This window comes from Mastigocladopsis repens PCC 10914 (assembly GCF_000315565.1).
GTDB lineage: Bacteria > Cyanobacteriota > Cyanobacteriia > Cyanobacteriales > Nostocaceae > Mastigocladopsis > Mastigocladopsis repens.
The window spans coordinates 502628-524160 of record NZ_JH992901.1; the positions used below are offsets into that span (position 1 = coordinate 502628).

The following is a 21533-nucleotide window of genomic DNA, read 5'->3' on the forward strand; positions in this document are numbered from 1 at the left end:
GTGCAGAGTGCTGAGTGATATAAAGTTGATGAACCGTAAACAAAAATATAACTTTTTACATCTCGCCGCAATTGTCCTAGTGATGCTGTACTACTTGCTACTTAACCCTGGTACAGCAAGCGCAGCTTCTCCATCTTCCACTGTTTACGAACAACGACTGATTCATAATCCAGATGGTATTGGTAAATTTTACATGGGTCGAGAAATAGCCAAAGTCATGGGTCACACAGGAGCATTGTGGCTAGAACGACCAAGTCGAGAGGCTGAAGAACAACCAAGCAAGGTGATGAACGCCCTTAATTTCAATCCTAACGATGTTGTTGCGGATATCGGCGCTGGTACGGGATACATGAGCTTTCGCATTGCTCCCCTACTACCAGCAGGAAAAGTATTGGCTGTGGATATTCAGCCAGAAATGTTAGATATTATTGAGTTTTTGAACAAAGAGAACAATATCACCAATGTTGAGCCTATTTTGGCAACTTTGACTAATCCCAATTTACCACCAGAAAGTGTTGACTTGGCTTTGATGGTGGATGCGTATCACGAATTTGAGTATCCACGAGAGGTGATGAAAGGGATTTTTCGGGCGCTTAAACCAGGTGCTAGGGTAGTGCTGGTTGAATACCGGGGTGAAAATCCCTTTATTATGATTAAAGCTCTACACAAGATGACTCAGAGGCAAGTACGAAAAGAAATGCAAGCTGTTGGTTTGGTTTGGCGTGAAACCAAAAACTTTTTACCACAGCAGCATTTGATGGTGTTTGAAAAACCTCAAGCTTAATCGCATTTGATGAACCACAGAGGCACAGAGGAGATAGAGTTAAGATTCTGGTGCAATGAGGCTAGCGCTTTTGGCTACACTATCCCAAACTATCCAGCAAAATTGCTTATCTAAATCAGTTGCATTATTTGTGACTTTAAAATAAATCTTTTCACCGTTTCTAGTTTCAACAGCAAAGTCGGCATTTTGGGCATAGACTACTTTAAAACCTCTATCTCGCAAACAATACATCGCCCAACCTTTTAATGGCTGCTTGTGTGGTTCGTGTGGAATAGGAGGTTTTTTTATCGCCTCTTCAAGAACTTGATATGTTTTTGGATTTGTCATTTGATAGTTGATAGTTGATAGTTGTTAGTTGTTAGTTGTCAAAGAATATTACTAACAACTAAGTCTGACTTCTAAACTCATATTCATATTACCCTTTGGGGTCGCAACGAATCTCAATCATAAAGCCATCGGGGTCGTAGAAGTACACGCCTCTACCAGTGGGACGGGTAACGGGTCCGTGGGCGATCGCAAAGTGATTTTGTCTTAGGACTTCAACGGCTTGCTCAAACAACTCAGGAGCAATGTCAAAAGCCAAGTGATATGCTCTGGTAAAGGTGCGTTCCGGGTTTGGGTCTGGCGGTGATAAGTCTGGTTCCCAAAATAAATCGAGGATTGTGCCATCAGGGGTGACGAAGTTAGCGACTTTACCCTGTGCTACTAAGTCTACAAGGGTTGCGGGAACTTCATCACCAGTCAGTTCATGCAAACCCAAAATAGTACCGTAGAAGTGACGAGAGGCTTGCATATCATGGACGTTGAGGGCTATGTGATGCACTCTTCGGAGGTCGCCCACAGCAAGGACAGTTTTCAGGGATTGGGGACTTGTTAGCATGGCGGAACTCAATTGACTGACTGAGGTAGAAGCTACACTTAATGATATAAAAAGCTGACTCTATTAACCAGTTACTGAAATGTTCCGTATTTAACTTGCATATAGTCAATAAGTAGAATGCTTACCAATGCTGCTTTTTTGATTTTTTATTTTTGAATGGCTGATGATTCTTCCCTGTGCTAAACGAGGTTGATCAAGAATGCTACGGCAAATTCAGTTATAGAGTAAAGCGTATTATCTTGGCTAATAAAATAGTTTCTTTGCCTTTTTTACTGATTTATCACTCGATTTCTCTAAAATTTTTACTGTTTTTATTCACTGAATAAAGGAATGATAAAAAAAGCATATATTCCTGTCACAAAATGTATATTACCAAATAAATCTAGACAGGGTTAATACGCATATTTATCTACGTCTCTAAATTCTAACTTCAGACAGACTGTGTTATTTCGTATGTATATCCTTAGATCGTTTAAGTTATGGTTTGTAATCGTTAAATTTGCGAATGAAAACAATCTACATCAAATAAGCGTCAAACCTTTTTGATTTAAGGAGACGATTGACATGGTTGAGAGCAGGCAGGCTTTGGATAGGCAGGGTATAAACGCTAACAGCATAACTACAGAGCAACCTTATGCTGGTTCAGCAGGCACAAAAAACATAGATGCAGGAGTATCTAGAACCGATGATGCTAATCGCATGACTACCGATCAAGCTTATGCTGGTTCAGTAGGCGCAAACAGGGGTACTGGGACGTCTGGAAGTGTTGATGCTAATCGCATGACCACCGGTCAACCTTATACTGGTTCAGCAGGCACAAACATGGGTGCTGGGGCATATGGAAGCGTTGATGCTAATCGCATGACCACAGGTCAACCTTATACTGGTTCAGCAGGCACAAACATGGGTGCTGGGGCATCTGTAGACGCAAATGCTTCTTCTGGCGGTCAAGCAGGTGCTCAAGCAGCAAAAGGAGGCATCAATCCTCTAGTCAGTAGAGCACTGATAGGCGGACTCATTGGTGGTACGTTGGGGTCATTAGCTGCGGCTTTTGCTGGTCAAAGAATAGCTAAGGGCTTTAACGTTGCGGCAAAAGGTATAGGAGAAGCTGCAAAGACTATAGGCGGCGGTCTTAGCCAAACAGGAAAAGGTTTAGGGGAAGCGGCAAAGAGTATTGCTGAGGGTGCTACCCAAGCTGTTGTAGGTGGCGCAGTGGAGACAGCGCAGGGTGTTGCTGAGGTAACCAAGCAAACCGTAGCAGGTACAGTGGATGCAGTACAGCATACAGCGCAGGGCGTCACTGATGTAGCTAAGCAAACCGCGCAAGTTGCAGCAGACGTAGTACAGAGTACAGCGCAGGGTGTTAGCCAAGCTGTACAAGGTGCCGCACAAGTTGCAGCGGACGCAGCACAGAGTACAGCGCAAGGTGTTAGCCAGGCTGTACAAGGTGCCGCACAAGGTACAGCGGACGCAGTACAAAGTACAGCGCAAGGTGTTAGCCAAGCTGTACAAGGTGCTGCAGACACAGCAAAGGACACAGCAAACAAAGCCGCTGAGGGAACTAAGCAAGCCGCACAAGGTGCAGCGGACGCAGTACAGAATACAGCCCAGGATTTTAACCAATCTGTACAAAGTGCAGCACAGAATGCCCAGTCATCTGAAAATCAGGGCAATCAATATCAAGGCTGGATGGCTACAGGCAACCAGGGGATCAACAATGATGCAGTAGACATGGATCGTACGCCGATGGTCTACATTTCAACCCCAGATGAAACAGAGCGGCTTGTAGTTGAGCCAATTACGCCTGTAGTTGATCCTATGTCAGTAGACGCTGGTGAAATAGACCCGCTAGAGGAAGAAATTTCTCGGTTTACCGATTACAAATAGGGATTTAACATTCCGAGGGTCATCAATAAAATTGAGACACTGTAACAACGGTGCCCCCTTTTAAATAAAGGTAGTCCTAATTGGACTACCTGCAAACATAAGAAGTTCGCAAGTTATACGATATGGTTTTCCGGCTTAGACCCTATCAAATCAAGGAAAAAGGTCTAAGCGTTGCTTTGAGTGTCGTGTAACGAGATAGGAATTAACCAGTTTTGGCACAAAGGAAACGATTATTATGGATGCGAACCAGCAGCTTTTGGATCAACCTCAAGGAAATATTGATCTAGCTCCAGATCAAACTGACACTTATCAAGTAGGTAAAGACACGAATAATGGGTTCTCTAAAATAGCGATTGGAACACTCATTGGGGCTACCTTAGGTGCAATAGCTGGAGCTTTAGCTATTAAGGGTACAGCCGAAAAGGTTAACCAAACTGTAAAAAATGTAGGGGATAAGGTAAAGGATGCAGCCCAAAATTTTAACCACAGTGTACAAGGTGTAGGGGAGGCAATAAATACAATAGCTGTGGGTGTTAACGACACCGCAAAAGATGTAGGGCAAAGCGTCAGGGGTACAGCGGTGGGCGTTAACGAGACTGTAAACAATACGGTGACTGCTGTTAAGACTACAGCGGTGGGTGTTAGTGACACCGTAAATAATACAATGGACATTGTTAAGGGTGCAGCTGAAGGTGTTAGCCACTCTGTCACAAACACAATGAATGTAGCCAAGAGTGCCGTTGAAGATCCCAAGCCCTCTGGTGGTCAGAGCGCTAACATACCTAATGACCAGACGTCTTACATGTTAGTCCCAGTAGAAAACCAGAAATGAAGTGTAGGGTGGGCAATCCCCACCCTACTAATTTGAAATTTTACCTAAGATTGTTTGGTTGGTCATAGATCACGAGCTGCTTTAACTAGCGGTTATGCCTCTTTAGTATAATTTAAGGAGACAGTTAGTATGAGTTATAACAAGCAGCCTATTGATCAGCATCACAAATATGCTGACCGCATTATAGAGCAACGTAAGGCTCCTCGAGGAGGCATGGGTATAGGCGGTGGGTTAGTTGGAGCAGCTATTGGTGGTTTACTCGGTCGCCGAGTTGGAGGAGTCTCTGGTGCTGTGATGGGCGCAGTAGCTGGCGCTTTGGTTGGAAAGGGTACAGCTGAGCGTGTTAACCGTACGGTAGATAGTTTAGTAGACGCAGCTAAAAGTGTAGCTGAGACTGTTAACCACAATGTAAACGGTGTAGGAAATGCACTCAAAGATACAGTTGAGGAAGTTAAGCCATCCGTAGTAGGCTTAGTAAAGGCAGTCCAAGATACAGTTGAGGAAGCCAAGCCATCCGTAGTAGGTGTAGTAAAGGCAGTCCAAGATACAGTTGAGGAAGCCAAGCCATCTGTAGTAGGTGTAGTAAAGGCAGTCAAAGATACAGTTGACGAGGTTAATCCATCTGTAGTAGGTGCAGCCAAGAACGTAGCTGAGGCTGTTAACTACAATGTAATCAGTGTAGGAAATGCATTAAAAGATACAATTGACGAGGTTAAGCAATCTGTCATAGGTGTAGAAGAAACCCTCAAAGATACAGATGAGCCAGTCAAGCCATTTGGTAATCACAACCACAACATACACCAAGAGCAGCTGGTGACGGAGCATCCTCTAAGTAATGATGTTATATCAAGTCTGTCTAATTCTCCACAATACGAAGACTCCACCCCGCTTACGGTATCCCTTCCTGCACCACCACCTCCCACTCCCCCGCTAGCGACACACACAGGAGGAGATTTTTTTATCCAGGAGTTGGGGGTGGAGTTTCCTCAGAATAGTAACTCACCAAATGAACCTGATAGTAGTGAACAGGTAGCTCAAGGGTTTAATGATTTACAACAGTCTAAGACTTTTCAAGAAATAGATATAAAAGAGCTTAAGAGTTTTCAAGACATAGATATAAAAGACATTGAGGAAGACAATATTCAACACAAAGAAAAAGAATTTGAGCAGAGTCAATCAGAAAAAAGTCAACAGCTTAGAAAACAAAATATTAAATTAAAGACCGACAAAATCCCAAAAGTTACCGGAATTATTCTAGGAGTATCTATCATAACTTTGATGGGTGTAGCCTTGGGATTTAATCCAAAACAAAATCCGTTAGTCATAAAATCATCAGCATCTTCTCAGAGTCTATCTGCAATACCGGAAACAACACCGGAAACAACACCGGAAAGAAGTCTAAAAACAATGACTGATGGTTGGATTTTTATAGGTAATGTCAATCAAGCCTCCAATTCACTATTGCTTGGAAAGCCTCTCATCAAAAGTTCACAGTCTACTGATTCATCTATTGTTCCATCTGTGGGGTCGATAGTAACTGTCACTGTCAAACCAGGCGTGACGTTAAGGGATAATAAACCACAAGCACCTCGCTTTAGTCATCAAAAACAAAAAGCTTTAGCTATTCTTAAGCCGCAAGAGAAGCTAAAAATTCTTAAAGTAGAATTTGTAACAGATCCCAGTACCACTCAGCCACCAACAAGAGTTTGGGCAAAAGTCCATAAATGTGGTAGTGCTTGCTTGTAAGATAATGTCATTTAATTATTCTCTAGATTTTCACAATATTGATTTTCGCCAACATCCTGAACTCTATCGCGTGGGTAAGGGTGAACAGGGAGTGCTTTTGGTAGAACCATACAAATCAGAAATTCTTCCCTACTGGCGGTTTAAAACTCCGGATATTGCGAGAGAATCTAGTGTAAAAATTTATCAGATGTTTTTGACGTATTTGGAGCAAGACGATTTTGTTGGTGCGGATATGGCGCGGAAGTTTTTACAGATGGGATACACGCGCTCGCGCCGTTATGCAAATCACAAAAGTGGTAGAAAGTACAAAACTAATCCTCAAAAAGAAGCCTCTAAAGAAGACCAGATTAAAGCTAGAAAAGATATTTTACCTAATGAAGTAGACCCAGTTAAAGCTGAATCAGCAGCAATTTTTAAAGAAAAGTGGATACAAGCCAAGACGAATGAAAAATATCTTCAGCTTTTAGCAAAGCATCAACAAATGTAGGAGCGTTGACAAAATAGTAAGGGAGTAACTGGTTTTTTATCTTAAAGCCTAAGGCAGTTCAAAAAGTTGGTTTCTAGACAAAGTCAAGATTTATATTAAATAATTTTATTTTTAGTATAAGAAATTATTATAATTCAAAGTAGAAAATTAGGTACTTCTCCATCTGTGAATTATCACAGGGATACGATGATACTTTGTTTACCAAATCACCTACGAAGTTTTATCAGTTTCATCTAAAGCTGATTAGATGGTGTCCCGAGACTTAAGTATCATCTCACTATCAAAATCCTTAGCTTTAGAAAGAACTTGTTAGTGATTATTGCCGGAATTAAGTTTTCCCTTTTCTTCATTAGAGTGAGTCATTTTATACTCGTTTTGCTCCAAAAGTTTTTTAGTGGTAATGAGGGTAAAAATGAGCACTAAAAATAGTATCTGCCAAGGTGCTAAGACCAAGCTGAGAACTATACAGACAACTGCAAATATCCCTGCAAAGTACCCGATTTCATCGGTACACTTTTTGAAGATATAGCCGCCAATTAAACCAGTGAAAAGTGGAATCAGGAAAAATAAAGCCATTGTTCCTCACCTCTGAGAAAAGCAGAAGCGTTTATATATGCGTATTAAAGCTGCTGTTGGTAACAAATGTATTTAATTTGACATTCTAAGTCGTTTTAGCCATAACACGCTACCTATAACAACAGCGTATAGAGACAAGATTCCGAAATCCTATGTTAATCTAGCTTAACACTTTAGAGTTGCACTATCGAATCTATCTAACGTATTACCTTAAAAAGTAGCGTTTTCAACTGAGACACCCGATGCTGAACATTCCTCAATTACTGGCTACTGAACTCAACCTTAAACCCTTTCAGGTGCAAAACGCGCTAGAACTTTTGACCGAGGGTGCGACAATTCCCTTTATTGCACGGTATCGCAAAGAGCGTACAGGCGAAATGAATGAAGTCCAGTTACGCGAAATTGAAGATAAGTATAATTACTTAAGAGAATTGGAAGAAAGGAAATCGGTGATTTTGAAGGCGATCGCCGAACAAGATAAACTCACCGATGAACTCAAACAAAAAATTGAATCCTGTTTACAAAAAACCGAACTAGAGGATTTATATCTCCCCTACCGTCCGAAACGCCGCACTCGCGCCACTGCTGCTAGAGAAAAAGGACTCGAACCGCTTGCGGAGTTCATCAAGTCGCTGAACGTCAAAAATGGTGCAGCGGCGTCGCTGGAAGCGGAAGCGGCGAAGTATATCTCCCAGGAAAAGGGAGTCAAAACAGCAGAAGAAGCGCTCAAAGGTGCTTCTGATATCCTAGCGGAAGAAGTTGCGGAAAAAGCAGAACTGCGTGCATATCTGCGGGAGTACTTGCTGGAGGAAGGGGTGTTTGTCTCCCGCATCAAAGATGATCGTCCAGAAGGGACAACCAAGTTTGAGATGTACCGCAATTATCAGATGAAGGTGAAAAACATTGCACCCCACAATCTGCTGGCGTTGTGTCGCGGTGAAGCAGAGGAAGTGTTGAGTTTTGAAATTTCCTTTGATGAGGATCTGGTGCTTTCCTATTTGGAGTCAAAGGAAATTAAGACAAAAGTCCGCGCCATTCGTGATTTTTATCAGGCGATGCTGAAGGATGCATTTAACCGCTTGATGAAAGCTTCCATAATGAGTGAAGTGATTTCGGAGAAGAAAACGCAAGCAGATATTGAGTCTATCAAGACGTTTGAAGCGAATTTGCGCGAGTTGCTGCTGTCAGCACCAGCGGGGATGAAACCGACGCTAGCTATAGATCCAGGGTTTAGAACTGGGTGCAAAGTTGCTGTACTCGATCAAACCGGGAAATTTTTGGAATACCAAGCGGTATTTCCCCATCAAGCAGCCGAACAACGCCAAAAAGCTGCACAAACTCTGAGAAATTTAATTGAGAAGTACAAAATAGAGTTAATCGCCATTGGTAACGGTACAGCTTCCCGGGAGACAGATGAGTTTGTCTTGCAAGTGCTGCAAACAATGGAACGCAAACCAACTAAAGTCATGGTGAATGAGTCGGGTGCTTCGATATATTCTGCAAGCAAAGTTGCTTTAGAAGAATTTCCCGATTTAGATATTACCGTGCGCGGTGCCATTAGTATTGGTCGCCGTTTGCAAGATCCACTTGCGGAACTCGTGAAAATCGATCCCAAGTCCATCGGTGTGGGACAATACCAGCATGACGTGGATCAGAAGTTGTTGAAAAAGAAGTTGGATGACACGGTTGAAAGCTGCGTCAACTACGTCGGCGTAGACTTGAATACTGCTTCTAAGGAACTTCTCACCTTTGTCTCTGGCATTACGTCAAGCGTTGCCAATAACATTGTCGCTTATCGTAACCAGCACGGCGCGTTTAAAAATCGCCGGGAACTCAAGAAAGTCGCGAAATTGGGACCAAAAGCATTTGAACAGGCGGCGGGTTTCTTACGTATTCGCGGTAGTGACAACCCCTTGGATAATACTGCTGTACACCCAGAGAGTTATCCAGTGGTGCAGGCGATCGCATCTGATCTGGGCGTACCATTAACTCAAATCACTCAAATTGGCGAAAAGCTGAAAAAAACGAATCTCCAGAAATACGTCACCGATACGGTTGGCGAACCTACCCTGCGCGATATCCTCAACGAATTAGAAAAGCCAGGAAGAGATCCACGCGCTGAGTTTAAGTATGCCACCTTCAAAGAGGGAATCAAGGAAATCTCTCACCTTAAAGAAGGGATGGAATTAGAAGGTATCGTCACGAATGTTGCCAACTTTGGCGCTTTCGTTGATATTGGTGTGCATCAGGACGGTTTAGTGCATATCTCCCAACTTGCTGATAGATTTGTTGACGATCCAAAGAAAATCGTGAAGGTGGGACAAGTTGTGAAAGTGCAAGTGCTGGAAGTCAACGAGAAATTGAAGCGGATTAGTTTGTCGATGAAATCAGTTAAGCAGTAGATTCTTTGGTGCGAAAATGTAGAGACGCGCCATGGCGCGTCTCTAGGTGCGAAACCACTTTAGCAGTGGAAAATAGTATTAAAATTGCCTTGAAAGTCTATTTTTATGCTTTGTTATAAGCTGTTGTAAGCGTAGCTCATGGACTCTCGTACAAAAGTCAATTTTTGTAAAAATGAAACCACAGATGGACACAGATACACACAGATAATTCATCTGTGTCCATCTGTGTCCATCTGTGGTTCTAAATACTAAATATAGGCTTTTGCAAGAAGTCTATTCATCTAAATCTCTTCTCAAAAATAGCAAATGGCAATTTATCAAGTTCGACTCATCAATTCCGAAATTGGATTAGATCGCACCATAGAAGTCCCAGATGACCAGTATATTCTTGATATCGCCCAAGAAGCTGGTATCCGTTTACCATCAGGATGCAAACAAGGGGAATGTTCTGCCTGTGTTGCCAAGATAACCAGTGGAGAAATTGACCAAAGTGAGCAAAAGTTTCTGCGTCCAAATGAAGTAGAGGCTGGCTACACTATTACCTGTGTTGCTTATCCTTTGTCGGATTGCACTTTAGAAACTCATCAAGAACAAGTCTTGTATAAATCATCGCTTTACTTTCAAGGAAATACTGCACCATTAGAATAGTTATAGTGGACATTTATAGAGCTAAGTATAAAATGACTATAGGATGCCGGAGTTTTGGTTAACGCACCCTAAAAATTTAATATTTTCTTTATAAATTAGCTAGTTCTAAGCTTTTAACTTTAATTTATAGAACCCATTTGAGATCTTTGAGGTGAAGAAGTAAAATCGGCACAAACAGTGGAATAGAATCAGGTCAGGGCGAAAAATGGGATATTCAAGCGACGTGACAGACTTGGAATGGGAAATTATCGAGCCGTTATTGCCGACCAAGAAGAAAACAAGACCTCCTGTGTGGACAAAGAGGCAAATATTGAACGGGATATTTTATCAACTTAAGAATGGTTGCAACTGGGCAGACTTACCCAGAGATTTGCCGCCCTATTCTACTGTGTTCTGGCATTACAAGCAGTGGTGTGAAGATGGCATCCTGGACTCAATTATGGCTAATTTACATCAGGGAGTGCGTGAACAAGTAAAAAAAAACCACACTGGACAACCCTGATCCTGATTGATTCACAAGCGGTCAAAAATACTTGTAATGCCAGTGTTGAGTCGAAAGGGTTTTGTTTTTACAAAGCAACCAACGGGATTAAAAGACATCTAGCAGTGGATATATTGGGTTTCCCTTTCTTCACTCACTGCACCACCGCCAACGTATCTGATGACCAGGGGTTGATTGAAATGCTCTCACAAAATATCGATTATTTCCAATCTAAACCACTGGAATTGCCCAAAACAACTATCTTGGTAGATCATGGCTATCATCCTGAAAAAATTATCCCGGCCTTAGAGCAAATTTATCCCCAGATCATGACCAAAATCCAATTTGAACTCTCTGCCAAGCCATCAAAAGCTGAAAAGCAAGCCAAAGGACAATCCGGATTTGTTCCGGTGGCTGCTAGATGGGTGATAGAGAGATCCAATGCTTGGGTAGAGCGATGTAAAAGTTTAGTCAAAAACTTTGACCGCACACTCGCTCGTGCCAATGCCAAGCTCAAACTTTGTTTTATCCGATTGATGCTCAAACGATTAGCTGCTAGCTAGCAAAAAGATCTCAAATGGGTTCTATAACACCATACTGTTAACTATTTTAAGATACTAGCCAAATGGCATAACAAGAAATATGCCTTGTTAGAGAGGTTAAGATACAGTACATCATTTGAAGATAGGGGAAGGAGTTTAAAAACACATTCTCTGGGTTTTAGGAAAAAACAATGATTGGAGCATTTGTCACCGCTATAGCAACAGCTTTAAGCTTGCTAATTGTGGATTTAGTTGTTCCTGGTGTTAACATTGATAATTTCCCAGCAGCAATGATCGCTGCTTTGGCTATTGGTTTTATCAATGGTTCAGTCAAGCCAGTTCTATCGGTTCTTTCTTTGCCACTTAATTTCCTGAGCTTAGGAGCATTTTCACTCATTGTCAACGGCATCTGTTTCTCTTTAGCAGCATTTTTTGTTCCTGGGTTCCAAGTTCACGGATTAATTGGTTTTCTTCTCGGTCCTGTTGTTCTTTCTTTTGCTAGCACTTTCATTAACAAATACTTTGCTGAAAGAAATTTGGCTTTACCTAGCAGCCAAGATGCAAAGAACAAAGCAGAACTGCCATCAAGCTAAATATCAGCATTTATCAGTAGAGACTAAAGTATTCTTGTCTCTACTCTACGCCGAAACAAGATAACTCCTGTGGAGGAGTTTTTCATTCGGTTAATTAAAGAAAATGAAAGTGAAAACAGTTTAAGAAAGTAGCAGCAATCCCATGAAACTAGTTCGTTTTCTTCTTGGTTTAGTCGTGCCTCCTTTAGGCGTTTTCCTAACAGTTGGAGTTGGTTCTACTCTGTTGATTAACGTTTTACTTACGCTTCTTGGTTGGCTTCCCGGTAGTATTCATGCAATTTGGGTCATTGCCAAGCACGAAGAGAAACTGGACAGAGGGGGAGAAATATACTAACCTTTTGCACTATTGGTAGTCATCTTTCTTGAAATTGCAACAAAAGACGCTAAAAAACTTTAGAGACGCGGCATTCATGTCGCGTCTCTACTTTAGAATATGTAAAAATTAGGGTAGGCATTTGCCTACCCTGCCGCTGATAATCTACTCTATTTCTTAACAGGTTCTTTTTCTTTAAACCTGTCAGCCGCTGCATGGAGTAACTCCCTTAATATTTGTCTGATCTGGCGCTCTTTTTTAGCGATCGCCGTACCTGCTTCACCAAGTTTTTGGTCTATCTGCGTACTTTTTTCTTGTACCTGTGCAACTACCACTTCTGCTTGCGGACGAGCTTGGTTAAACCAGTTTTTAGCTTCGTCTAAATATCCTTGAACTTCCTCAGAACGTCCGCCATAACGTGCAGCCAAATTAGCTTGTACGATGGCTAGCTGTGCTCGCAGTTGAGCATAGCGTTTCTTTAATAATTCTGCTTCCTCACTATTTTTGATCCCATTTATAGCCGAATCAATAGCGGTTTTTGCACTAGCAGATTTTTCTTGAGTTGTGTCTTGAATTTCTGTTAAAATTCCTTCAACTTCTTGCTGAATTTTTTCTTCTTGTTCATCTAATTTTGCTTGTAGCTGCTTAACTTCAGCTTGAGTTTTAGCAATAGATTCGTGTCTTTTACTATTAACTGCTTCCAACGCTCCCTCAATGGACGCCGTCACTTCTTCTTTCACGTCACTACCTTTTTCTTGTAAGTTTTCAATGACAGTAGAGACAGCATCTTTAACAAGGATGCGAAGTTCAGTAGAACCTTCTTTAAACTCAGATACTACCTGAGAAAGTGCAGATTTTACAATTTCTCGAACACGTTCGGCTCTGAGTTGTCCGGTTTGTTTTGCTTCTTGCAGGTCGTTTTTAATTTGCTCTTTGATATTATTAGTCATCTTTGCTCTTTGAGATTTAACTTATAGAAATTTATCGAGAGTATGTCTCTCCTTTATCGTGACGTAATATTTTCTAAGGCGGTACATCCTTTAGGTAGAATAGGTAGAAAACAACTAGCTAGCTAAAGGAAAGGCAGCTGCTAGTATCCAACCAAACAATAAGGCGCTACCAATGGCATAACTCCAAGGTTCTTCAAATAAGCTGGCAGCATAAGAAAAAATCCCCATAACCAAGGGAAACAATGGTAGCAAAAGATAAATGAAGCCGAGTTCTGGCAACAAGTAAAGCACGAAAATAAAACCCCCTACCAAAATCACACTTTGTCCTAGCCACCACAAAATTCGTCGTCCAACTCCAACGCCTTGTTGTGCGACTCCTGATGCCAAAAACCAAGGGAAACAAGCGAGTGACATAAGGGGAAACAACTTCAACCGCGCTGGAATAAGCCACCACTGTAGCCACACCACCTGCGCCATTGCGCCAAAGGCAACCCACAATACTATAAATAGAGCTACACCTAACCCGACAGTTCGTACTGTAGGACGCGGTAAGCGAAACATGACAGCTAGCCAAACCAAACCCGCAGCGCCGAACCAGATGCTGACTGCACCGCCTACCAGCAAGCCACCCAAACTGCCAATATTGCCACCACGACTCAAAAATGCGAGTACACCACTTGCCACAAACGGTGCAGCCAGTAAACCTCCCCAGCTTCTCACCTGGTGCACCTTCAGCTTATCTGGGGTGGAAGGCGAAGTTATTACGGGAGCAACTGCACCAAGTAAAGCCAGCCATGCTAGCAAGTGCAGGAAATACCAAACCATCCGATAGTCAACATAGTTACTGCTGCGTTGCACTCCAAAAGTGGCATTAAGCCAATTTTTCGCGGCTTGATGGCTAGCATCGCGAAACAGAATTGTGATGTGTTCGGCATTGGGAATGATGACAAGTTCGCGTCCCCTTCCCTGACCAAAGTTGTTATTTTCTCCTCCCGCCGCCACCAGCAACCGCTGTGCATTGGCAACAAAGCGACCTTCCCAACTACCAGCTTGTAGTTGCATGTTACGCGGCGCTAATGGCGTTACATTTGCACCCGTGGGCGAAACCGCAACAGTTGCAGCAAAACGGTTGACATCGCGGATACCCGCCGACATTACCGCACCACTCCCCATAGAATGCCCTAGCAACGCTAAGCGCGACGAATCTACTTCTGGTTGTTCCAAAATTGCTGCATAAGCAACATCTAAGTTTTGCTGGAGTGAACCACGTTCCAGTGGTTTGGCGTTAGCCCCATGACTGTCAAAATCCCACAGCATCACAGCATAACCTGCGTGTGCCAAAACGTGGGCGTAACCCAACATCAATTGCTTGGAACCTGCATAACCATGAGCTATGAGGACACCCGGTATCTTCTCGGCGTTGCGTGGCGCAAGGTACAGCATGGGCACGCCTTCAGGCTTAAGGCTACGCACCACTAAGCCAGTCCGCGCCGTAATGACACCCCACCAAGAAAAGGCAATCAGCAACAGTGCGGCGACCATCAACAATAAACGATTGCGATTCATCTCGTGATTTTACAGACACTTTTAGGATGATAATCAACAGATAGAGCATCAAAATTCTATCCTGCAAAGGAGATTTAGCTATGTAGCTTGTAGAAATCACTTGTTAGGTGATGCCTAAAGTTGCTTTGAAAATAGGATTTGTCAACCCCAAAATATAATCCTCTGTGTCGTTGAAATGAGTATTAAATTAAAGAAGCTACTGACAATTATCTTACTGACATTCATTGTCTTAAATGTAAACTTCATTCCTACAGCAATAGCTGGCTCTACAGCTAACGGAGAAAAAATCTTTAGCGTTCAATGTGCTGGTTGTCATATTAACGGTAGCAACATTGTCAGGAGAGGCAAGAACTTGAAACTCAAAGCTCTCAAAAAATATAGCATGGATTCCATTGAGGCAATTTCCTCCATTGTTGCTAATGGTAAAAACAATATGTCAGCTTACAAAGACCGCCTTAGCGAACAAGAAATACAAGATGTCGCTGCTTATGTTTTAGAGCAAGCCCAAAAAGGCTGGCGATGAAGGATATGGAGATGAGAAGAAGGGGGATAAGGGAACTAATAACTTTTGACTTTTGACTCTTGACTAATGTAGAGATGCTTTCATGAGAGCGCATCTCTACAACTAAATGACCAATCCGAAATCCAAAACTCAAAATGAATCTACCTACATCAAGTCGCTTACAATTTACACCTGATTTAAACATTTGTCGCGTCCTCAACGGAATGTGGCAAGTCTCCGGCGCACACGGACGCATTAACCCAAAAGCTGCCATCCAAAGTATGATCAAATATGTGGATGCAGGCTTTACTACTTGGGACTTAGCAGACCACTATGGACCAGCAGAAGATTTTATTGGTGAGTTCCGCCGTCAGCTAGTTGCTACTCATGGCGAAGAGGCTTTATTGAACATTCAAGCCTTTACGAAATGGGTACCTCGTCCCACCAGGATGACAAGAGAGTTAGTTGAGGAAAACATTAATATTTCCTTGAGAAGGATGGGTGTAAACTCTTTAGATTTAATGCAATTTCACTGGTGGGAATACCGGGATAAAAATTACCTTGATGCCCTCAAGTATATGGCGGAACTCCAAGCTGAGGGAAAAATAAAGCATTTAGCTTTGACTAACTTTGATACAGAACATTTACAAATTATCATCGATGCAGGCATCAAAATAGTTTCCAACCAAGTGCAATTTTCTCTTGTTGACCGCCGTCCTGAAGTTAATATGATTCAGTTGTGTCAAGAACACGATGTAAAACTTTTCACATATGGTACAGTTTGCGGTGGTTTGTTATCAGAAAAGTACTTAGGTAAACCGGAACCGCGAGGTTTTGATCTGACTACTGCTAGCTTGAGAAAATATAAAAATATGATAGATTCTTGGGGTGGTTGGAAAACTTTTCAACAATTACTTTCTACCCTTAAACAAATAGCGGACAAACACAGCGTCAGTATCTCCAATGTGGCAGTGCGTTATATTTTGGATAAACCAACTGTTGCAGGTGTCATTGTTGGCGCGAGGCTTGGTGTCTCCGAACACATAGAAGACACTGCCAGAGTGTTTAACTTCACACTGGATGCTGAGGATTTAAATCAAATAAATGCCGTATCTAGTAAGTCACGGGATTTGTATCAGTTGATTGGTGACTGTGGCGACGAATATCGGCGATGAACCTCGCTCCTCAAACATTAAAAGTGCTAAATTCTAAATTCAAAAAAAGGCAGAGGAGCCACTGCCCTCTGCCTTCTATCTTCTGCTTTCTCAACGTGTGCTGCTGCGTGCAGTGCTGTTTTTGTCCCGGCGTCCAAGCAAGGTGCGAACAGCAGTCATAACCTCAGGGACTGCGAGCACTATGGACGCGAACGAGCAAAGCGTCGCAACCTGGCAGTACTCACAAAACGCTTTGTTCTCGCTCCATTCCTCACGAGCTAGCTCGGCCGAGAGAACCCCGTCGAACAGGAGCTTGACGCCCATTGCAATTGGTAGGAGCGGGTTACGCCGTGCGCGGTCGATACCACCAGCGGAAGCCAGCCAGGCAGTGATAGCGTAATTAGCAACCATTAGCGGTCCATCGGGTGAGTTGAATCGGCTGTAAGCGTAGTTAGACGCGTCAACGCGGTCTGCGTCGAAAGGTCCTGGCGGATCGGGTAAGTGATCAACGATCCCGGTTTGGTAGAGTGAGACGAGTTGCCCCATCGAACCCCCAAGCATAGACAAGCCAATAATCCATCGCCGACGAGTCATATCGGGACTTTTTCCTTGACGCAGTTCTTGACTCAGTTGTGTTGGCTCCATAAAGCGTAATCCTCCATAACGTATGCGTTGACGAGGCCACTCGCGTGCGGAGAGAAGTCGCGTTAGCATAGCGTCTGTGCCCTAGAGAGGAGGGTTTCCCTCCGGGGATAGTTCGCCCGGAGGGCAGGCTACGCAAACGGGGGTTCCCCCGTTGAGCGAAGTGACCGTGGCACATCAGCCATGTACGGGACGTTCCACCGACAACGGATAGAATACGCACTATGTATCCAGTTCAGCGATGACGACGCCCTGCACTTGCAGCCGATAGATTCCTTACCATTTTCGTGAATAGGATTGATGCGTACCACTTACGCTGGAGGTACTTTGCTAAGTAGTGGTTATCACAGAGCGAATATTTAAAAACACTCCTTAGAGGGATTATAGAGGCAGGTCTAATAGCCTTTTAGGTTAGTGAGACCTATAAATTATTTGTAATAGTTGTAATGACTAACATTTTTGTACCCGTTAACAACTAGACCTAAGATATTGCTTCGCCCTATTTTTAGGCTATCTATAGCTTCTTTCAGTGCTGAACGGTCTGTTTTGTGCATCCTAGCCACAAGCATAATCCCGTCTGAGCAGGGTGCTAGCAAGCTAGCATCAGCTAGCCCAAGCAAGGGAGGGGCATCATAAATTACTAAGTCGAAGGCTTGATGGAAATCTGCCATCAGTTGCTTCATTTTTTGGGACGAGAGCAACTTTGTGGGGTCAGGTGGAATGGGTCCAGCAGTGATTATAGAAAGTTCGCGCATAGAAGGCGCTTGGCGGATCACCGTCTCTACTGGCATACTTCCAGAAATGACACTACTTAATCCCCACAAGTTATTTATATTTGATAAAGCATGAATCCGAGGTCGGCGCAGATCCGCATCTACCAGTAGTACTCGTTGTCCCATAGCAGAAGCTATCTGTGCTAAGTGGAATGCAACCGTTGACTTACCATCTCCAGCCATAGCAGAACTAATGACTATTGAGCGAATTCTCTGATCAGAACTAAGCAGTTGAATATTCGTATGAAGTACCCGTAAAGCTTCCAAAAATTTTAAGGATTCATACTGGTTGTAGTCTTCAACAAATGCATCCAAATGCTTGACAATTTCATCTGACTTAGAACTGTCCTGAGAAGGCAAATTTGTCAATTGTGTGTGAGTTTTATCTGCAACAGTGCGGTCTTGAGTTCTTGAAAGTTGCTTTTCAAATGGAATAGTTGCTAGCAGGGGTAGTTTGAGCTTGTCCTTGAGGGCATCAACCGTATGGTAAGTATTGTCAAGCTTTTCGGTGAGTAACGCGCCACCGATTCCAAAGAGTGTACTAGCGACGAATCCCAAAATCAAATTACGTTGAGTGTTAGGAGACACAGGCACTTGTGGCTGAACTGGCGCTTGAACTAACTGCCAGGGAATTTGTGTCTGGGCTGCCTCAATTTGTAGATTTTCGCGGGTCGTGAGAAAACGATTTAGGCTCTCAGTGGCTACTTGTAAGTTCCGCTGTAATTCTGTGTATTGCCGTGCCAAAACTGGTAATTGCTCAGCTTTTTGGTGAAGTTTCTTTTCGGCTAGGACAAGTGTTTGACTCTGCGATTCTAAATTCTGAATTTCATTCGCCACTTCAGCAACTTTTATAGACCAAACCCGCTGAGCCTCTTGACGTAGCAAGGGTAACAGCCTTTGCCGCTTTTCTCGCAATATTTCGATGGGTAGGCTATCTTTTTGGAAACGAGTTAAATCAGAAGCCGTCTGAGCTTCTAATTGGCGAATCTGAATAACTAACTGCTGATACACAGGAGCATCACTCAGTGCTGCTTTTGCTCCTTCTGGTCCCTGCAGGCTAGTGAAATAAGCACGAGCTTTCGTCAACTGTTGATTAATCGCTAGCCGTTGCTCAGATAAAAGTTGAGCTAGCTGGGCAATTTGCTGTGATTGGGTTTCTGGGTCGATAAAGTCGTAGTCTTGTCGGAACTTTTGCAGTTGTTGCTGGAACTGATCAACCCGACTCTGTATGGATGGCAGTTGTTTGTCAACAAATTGAATCCCTTGACGCAAATTGGTTTGCCGATTTTCCAAACTGTACTTTAAGTAAGCCTGAGCCAGTGTATCTAGTACAACTTTAATCTTTGCAGGATCATGACTTTGGTAGCGAACTTCTATAATCTTCGTTTCGCCTAAACGGGCAATAATCAAAGAGTTTACAAGAGAATCATAGTTAATATCTGGATAAGAAACTTGCAACTGCTTAACAATACTTGTCATGAGTTCAGGACTCTTGAGAACCTGAATCTGAGTTTCGTAATCTAGACTGGACTTATCTAATTTGCGCTCAAAATCAGAGGCTATTTTTGGTAACGTGTTGTCATCACTATTGACAGGTTCCGCTAAAATCCGGAATTTGGCTTGATATTCTGGTTTTTGTTTTAGCGTTACACCCACAACACAAGCCATTACAGCAGTTATGACCACTGCAATTACTAGCGCTCGCCGTTTGATAATACCTAGGATTTGGAACAAATCCCAATCATCCTCTTGTCCTTCTAACAAAGGCAAAGGTTGAGTTGGAAGCAATTGAGGTACGTAGCTCCTATTCCCGTTATTCCCGTTGAGAGATGAGGTTTTCAAGAAAGAAATCTCCATTATGTATTCTTACTTGGTAATCCTTTAGGCTGGATTTGTGTAACAGCTTGAAATCAACAGATTTTTACTAAAACAGGAATCGTAGAGGTAAGCACCTGATACCAATTTCAAATATCTTTGTAACACATAAATCTGTTGTATGTAGAGGCTGTATGTAGAGGCGCAATGCCTTGCACCCCTTCCCAGGTATCTGTGACATTTATTGTTGAAATTAGTATGAAATAGGGGTTTTTAGCTGTCACACATTGACTTAATATTTTGCTCCTTACCTAGAAGACTAAAGCCGTATTTTTTTGGACAATATTAACCCTGCCAGTTGTCTCTAAGCTTCAGTAAATCCACTTATCTATAGCAAGGAAAAACAAATTGCTATCAGTGAAACTAACTAAATTACTTGCCGAATATTGATGAAAATACCTCTTCCACAGCATTTACTAAAGCATTTCTGTCTTTAAAAAAGACATTTTTCTGCATAAAAATAATTATATCTCTAAAAAAGTCCAAAAATTTTGGTCTACGATGTTAATCCTTCAAATTTTTTGGGAAGTCTAATACTAGCAATCGGATTAGGGACTTCCCTAGGAGCATTCAACTCGTGCAATATAGCGAACCGGTTAAGCAATTAGTTCAAAGCCATTATGAAGACTTACAACTTGGAAATTACAAATTTTTTAGAATTGAACCGTTAATTAAGTTGTCGGTCATTACCCAATTTTTTCCCCCTGATTACGCTGCTACTGGACAGTTAATTGATGAACTAGTCAGACATTTAGAGCAACAAGGCGTAGACATTGAGGTATTTACAGGTCAACCAAGCTACGCTTTTCATAATTCTTGTGCTCCAGCCGTTGAACAGTCAAGTGGGATGCGAATTAAGCGCTCGCGCGCTGCTCAACTTTGCCAGGGGCGGATTCGTGGTAAAGCTATCAATGGTGTTCTGTTCACGTTGCGTGCTGCACTCTATCTGTTAAACGCCACACGTCGTCGCAATGTAGTTTTACTGACCACGGCTCCCCCATTTCTGCCAATTTTGGGATATCTGGCTCATGTCTTATTCGGACTCAGTTATGTTTGCATCCTCTATGACCTTTATCCAGATATTGCGATCGCTCTAGGCGTGCTCCCAAAACACCACTGGCTAGCTCGATTTTGGAAGGCTCTTAATAGACAGATTTTGCGAAAAGCCAAGGGTATTGTGGTTCTCAGTCCTGCCATGAAGCGACAGGTAGTGGCGAATTGTCCAGAGATAGCTGATAAGATTTCCGTGATTCACAGTTGGGCAGATCCTGAATCGATTGTGCCAATTGCCAAGGAAGATAACTGGTTTGCCCATCAGTATAATCTCGTAAATAAATTTACAGTTATGTACTCAGGCAACATGGGTCGTTGTCATGATATACACACAATATTGAATGCTGCTAAGTACTTACAAGACGAGCCTATTCAGTTTGTCTGTATAGGCGGCGGAGCTAAGCGTGAAGAGCTTATTGGGGAGGTCAATCGATTAGGGCTTCAAAACTTTCAGTTTCTTCCATATCAAGAAAAACATGTGCTACCTTATTCCTTGACAGCCTGTGATTTATCGCTAGTGAGTGTGGATGCAGGTATGGAAAGTCTAGTTGCTCCTAGCAAACTTTACCCGGCTTTAGCAACTGGACGACCAGTAGCAGTCATTTGTCCAAAGCATTCATACCTGAGACAACTGATTGCACATGCAAAGTGTGGTGACACATTTGAGAATGCAGACAGTTACGAGCTAGCGGAGTTCATTCGTAGGTTGAGTCGCGATCGCAAGTTAGCAGAGCATATGGGTCAATCTGCTCGTCAATATTTGCAGTCTTATTTCACACCTGAGGTTATATCTAGGCAATACTTTGATGTATTGCTGCGGGCTATCATGTAGGCTCCACGCTGCTGG

21 protein-coding genes are annotated in these 21533 nt (G+C 42.7%); 14 read left to right on the forward strand and 7 right to left on the reverse strand.

Translation table 11 applies throughout. The features are described from left to right. Positions 1-28: 28 nt before the first annotated feature. Positions 29-784 (forward strand): class I SAM-dependent methyltransferase, encoded by a 756-nt coding sequence (locus MAS10914_RS0104315; RefSeq protein WP_017314672.1) that lies wholly within the window; start codon positions 29-31, stop codon positions 782-784. 39 nt (positions 785-823) lie between these two features. Here the strand turns inward: MAS10914_RS0104315 and MAS10914_RS0104320 are convergent, their stop codons facing one another. Beyond that, entirely contained in the window at positions 824-1111 is a 288-nt protein-coding gene (locus MAS10914_RS0104320; RefSeq protein ID WP_017314673.1) for a hypothetical protein, read from the reverse strand. Positions 1112-1199: 88 nt separating this feature from the next. After that, positions 1200-1664, reverse strand: coding sequence for a VOC family protein (locus MAS10914_RS0104325; RefSeq protein ID WP_017314674.1), 465 nt, complete (start codon positions 1662-1664; stop codon positions 1200-1202). Between the two features lie 564 nt (positions 1665-2228). On the opposite strand from MAS10914_RS0104325, the gene MAS10914_RS31990 reads away from it, so the two are divergent. The 4 genes from MAS10914_RS31990 (at position 2229) to MAS10914_RS0104345 (ending at position 6616) form a co-directional block, all read left to right on the forward strand. Beyond that, entirely contained in the window at positions 2229-3551 is a 1323-nt protein-coding gene (locus MAS10914_RS31990) for a hypothetical protein (protein ID WP_017314675.1), read from the forward strand. Positions 3552-3786: 235 nt separating this feature from the next. Next, the gene (locus tag MAS10914_RS0104335; protein WP_017314676.1) at positions 3787-4383 is read left to right on the forward strand and encodes a hypothetical protein; all 597 of its coding nucleotides are present in this window, start codon (positions 3787-3789) and stop codon (positions 4381-4383) included. A 129-nt stretch (positions 4384-4512) separates the two neighbouring features. After that, on the forward strand, positions 4513-6129 hold the full coding sequence (locus MAS10914_RS31995) for a YtxH domain-containing protein (RefSeq protein ID WP_017314677.1): 1617 nt from the start codon (positions 4513-4515) through the stop codon (positions 6127-6129). Between the two features lie 4 nt (positions 6130-6133). Further along, a complete protein-coding gene (locus tag MAS10914_RS0104345) occupies positions 6134-6616 on the forward strand; it encodes a DUF4385 domain-containing protein (protein ID WP_017314678.1) in 483 nt (160 codons plus the stop codon). Between the two features lie 309 nt (positions 6617-6925). Here the strand turns inward: MAS10914_RS0104345 and MAS10914_RS29590 are convergent, their stop codons facing one another. Beyond that, positions 6926-7192, reverse strand: a complete 267-nt coding sequence (locus MAS10914_RS29590) for a hypothetical protein (RefSeq protein ID WP_017314679.1) — start codon at positions 7190-7192, stop codon at positions 6926-6928. Between the two features lie 242 nt (positions 7193-7434). Here MAS10914_RS29590 and MAS10914_RS0104355 point away from each other — a divergent pair, with 242 nt between their 5' ends. The 6 genes from MAS10914_RS0104355 (at position 7435) to MAS10914_RS0104380 (ending at position 12192) form a co-directional block, all read left to right on the forward strand. After that, positions 7435-9594 (forward strand): Tex family protein, encoded by a 2160-nt coding sequence (locus tag MAS10914_RS0104355; protein ID WP_017314680.1) that lies wholly within the window; start codon positions 7435-7437, stop codon positions 9592-9594. A gap of 306 nt (positions 9595-9900) precedes the next feature. Further along, a complete protein-coding gene (locus MAS10914_RS0104360) occupies positions 9901-10242 on the forward strand; it encodes a 2Fe-2S iron-sulfur cluster-binding protein (RefSeq protein WP_017314681.1) in 342 nt (113 codons plus the stop codon). Positions 10243-10447: 205 nt separating this feature from the next. After that, on the forward strand, positions 10448-10744 hold the full coding sequence (locus MAS10914_RS0104365; RefSeq protein ID WP_017314682.1) for a transposase: 297 nt from the start codon (positions 10448-10450) through the stop codon (positions 10742-10744). A gap of 5 nt (positions 10745-10749) precedes the next feature. Next, the gene (locus MAS10914_RS0104370) at positions 10750-11286 is read left to right on the forward strand and encodes a transposase (protein ID WP_232224257.1); all 537 of its coding nucleotides are present in this window, start codon (positions 10750-10752) and stop codon (positions 11284-11286) included. Positions 11287-11456: 170 nt separating this feature from the next. Continuing rightward, positions 11457-11858, forward strand: a complete 402-nt coding sequence (locus MAS10914_RS0104375) for a phage holin family protein (protein ID WP_017314683.1) — start codon at positions 11457-11459, stop codon at positions 11856-11858. Positions 11859-12000: 142 nt separating this feature from the next. After that, entirely contained in the window at positions 12001-12192 is a 192-nt protein-coding gene (locus tag MAS10914_RS0104380; RefSeq protein WP_017314684.1) for a YqaE/Pmp3 family membrane protein, read from the forward strand. Positions 12193-12341: 149 nt separating this feature from the next. On the opposite strand, the gene MAS10914_RS0104385 is transcribed toward MAS10914_RS0104380, so the two are convergent. Together MAS10914_RS0104385 and MAS10914_RS0104390 are read right to left on the reverse strand one after the other, a co-directional pair. After that, complete coding sequence (locus MAS10914_RS0104385) at positions 12342-13121, reverse strand: hypothetical protein (protein ID WP_017314685.1); 780 nt, start codon at positions 13119-13121, stop codon at positions 12342-12344. A gap of 114 nt (positions 13122-13235) precedes the next feature. Next, entirely contained in the window at positions 13236-14687 is a 1452-nt protein-coding gene (locus tag MAS10914_RS0104390) for an alpha/beta hydrolase (protein WP_017314686.1), read from the reverse strand. Between the two features lie 175 nt (positions 14688-14862). On the opposite strand from MAS10914_RS0104390, the gene petJ reads away from it, so the two are divergent. Both petJ and MAS10914_RS0104400 read left to right on the forward strand, forming a co-directional pair. Next, positions 14863-15210 (forward strand): cytochrome c6 PetJ, encoded by a 348-nt coding sequence (gene petJ / locus MAS10914_RS0104395; RefSeq protein ID WP_017314687.1) that lies wholly within the window; start codon positions 14863-14865, stop codon positions 15208-15210. 134 nt (positions 15211-15344) lie between these two features. After that, positions 15345-16364 carry an aldo/keto reductase gene (locus tag MAS10914_RS0104400; RefSeq protein ID WP_017314688.1) on the forward strand — a complete coding sequence of 340 codons (1020 nt, stop codon included), beginning with the start codon at positions 15345-15347 and terminating at the stop codon, positions 16362-16364. A 90-nt stretch (positions 16365-16454) separates the two neighbouring features. Here the strand turns inward: MAS10914_RS0104400 and MAS10914_RS0104405 are convergent, their stop codons facing one another. Continuing rightward, entirely contained in the window at positions 16455-16988 is a 534-nt protein-coding gene (locus MAS10914_RS0104405; RefSeq protein WP_017314689.1) for a vitamin K epoxide reductase family protein, read from the reverse strand. A gap of 425 nt (positions 16989-17413) precedes the next feature. Next, a complete protein-coding gene (locus MAS10914_RS0104410; protein WP_017314690.1) occupies positions 17414-19615 on the reverse strand; it encodes a GumC family protein in 2202 nt (733 codons plus the stop codon). 595 nt (positions 19616-20210) lie between these two features. Between MAS10914_RS0104410 and MAS10914_RS0104415 the strand changes: the two genes are divergently transcribed. Continuing rightward, positions 20211-21518 carry a glycosyltransferase family 4 protein gene (locus MAS10914_RS0104415; protein WP_017314691.1) on the forward strand — a complete coding sequence of 436 codons (1308 nt, stop codon included), beginning with the start codon at positions 20211-20213 and terminating at the stop codon, positions 21516-21518. The last annotated feature ends 15 nt before the right edge of the window (positions 21519-21533 follow it).

Coding starts and splice junctions, on each gene's coding strand:
- MAS10914_RS0104385 (WP_017314685.1), bottom strand. CDS start 13,121: ATGACTAATAATATCAAAGAGCAAATTAAAAACGACCTGCAAGAAGCA.
- MAS10914_RS0104390 (WP_017314686.1), bottom strand. CDS start 14,687: ATGAATCGCAATCGTTTATTGTTGATGGTCGCCGCACTGTTGCTGATT.
- MAS10914_RS31990 (WP_017314675.1), top strand. CDS start 2,229: ATGGTTGAGAGCAGGCAGGCTTTGGATAGGCAGGGTATAAACGCTAAC.
- MAS10914_RS0104355 (WP_017314680.1), top strand. CDS start 7,435: ATGCTGAACATTCCTCAATTACTGGCTACTGAACTCAACCTTAAACCC.
- MAS10914_RS0104380 (WP_017314684.1), top strand. CDS start 12,001: ATGAAACTAGTTCGTTTTCTTCTTGGTTTAGTCGTGCCTCCTTTAGGC.
- MAS10914_RS31995 (WP_017314677.1), top strand. CDS start 4,513: ATGAGTTATAACAAGCAGCCTATTGATCAGCATCACAAATATGCTGAC.
- MAS10914_RS0104345 (WP_017314678.1), top strand. CDS start 6,134: ATGTCATTTAATTATTCTCTAGATTTTCACAATATTGATTTTCGCCAA.
- MAS10914_RS0104360 (WP_017314681.1), top strand. CDS start 9,901: ATGGCAATTTATCAAGTTCGACTCATCAATTCCGAAATTGGATTAGAT.
- MAS10914_RS0104410 (WP_017314690.1), bottom strand. CDS start 19,615: ATGGAGATTTCTTTCTTGAAAACCTCATCTCTCAACGGGAATAACGGG.
- MAS10914_RS0104405 (WP_017314689.1), bottom strand. CDS start 16,988: ATGGAGCCAACACAACTGAGTCAAGAACTGCGTCAAGGAAAAAGTCCC.
- MAS10914_RS0104325 (WP_017314674.1), bottom strand. CDS start 1,664: ATGCTAACAAGTCCCCAATCCCTGAAAACTGTCCTTGCTGTGGGCGAC.
- MAS10914_RS0104365 (WP_017314682.1), top strand. CDS start 10,448: ATGGGATATTCAAGCGACGTGACAGACTTGGAATGGGAAATTATCGAG.
- petJ (WP_017314687.1), top strand. CDS start 14,863: ATGAGTATTAAATTAAAGAAGCTACTGACAATTATCTTACTGACATTC.
- MAS10914_RS0104335 (WP_017314676.1), top strand. CDS start 3,787: ATGGATGCGAACCAGCAGCTTTTGGATCAACCTCAAGGAAATATTGAT.
- MAS10914_RS0104315 (WP_017314672.1), top strand. CDS start 29: ATGAACCGTAAACAAAAATATAACTTTTTACATCTCGCCGCAATTGTC.
- MAS10914_RS29590 (WP_017314679.1), bottom strand. CDS start 7,192: ATGGCTTTATTTTTCCTGATTCCACTTTTCACTGGTTTAATTGGCGGC.
- MAS10914_RS0104375 (WP_017314683.1), top strand. CDS start 11,457: ATGATTGGAGCATTTGTCACCGCTATAGCAACAGCTTTAAGCTTGCTA.
- MAS10914_RS0104400 (WP_017314688.1), top strand. CDS start 15,345: ATGAATCTACCTACATCAAGTCGCTTACAATTTACACCTGATTTAAAC.
- MAS10914_RS0104320 (WP_017314673.1), bottom strand. CDS start 1,111: ATGACAAATCCAAAAACATATCAAGTTCTTGAAGAGGCGATAAAAAAA.